This window comes from Variovorax cryoconiti (assembly GCF_051216395.1).
Taxonomy (GTDB): Bacteria; Pseudomonadota; Gammaproteobacteria; order Burkholderiales; family Burkholderiaceae_C; genus Variovorax.
The window spans coordinates 1-849 of sequence record NZ_JBPJZI010000050.1; the positions used below are offsets into that span (position 1 = coordinate 1).

Here is an 849-nt window from a genome sequence, read left to right on the forward strand (position 1 = left end):
CGTGGGCGACGGCCTGCCGGTTGCCGGCGCGACCAGCCTCGCGGGCCTGGCGGGCGCGGTCGGGGACCATGCGCTGTCGAACATCCAGCTGGTAACGAGCCCGACGATCTCTTCCAAGGTGGCGGCCGCATTCGGTATCGACACGGCGGTCGGCGCGGTGATCTCCGGCTCGACGCTGAGCGCTTCGGGCAACACGCAGAGCGCGAAGGCCGTGGCCAACACGGCGCTCAACAGCGTGACGCTCGCGGGCTCGAACGTGGGAGCGCGCTCGGCGCTGCAGTCGACGCAGTCGGGCACCGCCGCGGTGACGGCAACGTCCACGCAGGAGCTGTTCGCGCCGGCCGCATCCACCGCATCGACGGTGCGCCTCTCGGGCAACAGCAACACGGCGCTGGGCGTGATGAACGACGCGACCAACACGCTGAGCGTGAGCGCGGTCAACACTCTGCCGCCGGGCGCGACGGGTTCGGCCACGCTGAACGAGACCGGCGGCGCCGACAATGTGGTGGCCACCGGCGACCACGTGCTGTCGAACCGCCAGTTGGCTGCCTCGACGGTCGGCAGCACGGCCAGCACGTCGATCCACAACGACGACAACGCCGCACCCACGCCGGGGCTGATCAACGGCGCGCTCACCATCTCGGGCAACAGCACCTTGGCAGAGGCTTCGGCCAACCGCGCGACCAACACCGCCACGGTGGCGAGCAGCGCGGCGCAGGGGGCCAGCGTTGGCATCGTGAACGTGCAGGGCAGCACGGCCGGCGTGACGGCGACGGCCAGCACGGTGGCGAATGCGACGTTGACGGGCGTGGTGCCGCTCAACGGCAGCAGCATCTCGCTGGACGGCAA

Annotated in this window: 1 pseudogene; it reads left to right on the forward strand. The window is 70.9% G+C overall.

Going from position 1 to position 849, the window contains the following annotated elements:
* Positions 1-849 (forward strand): annotated as a pseudogene (locus tag ACSFA2_RS25615) (S-layer family protein); the annotation flags it as partial.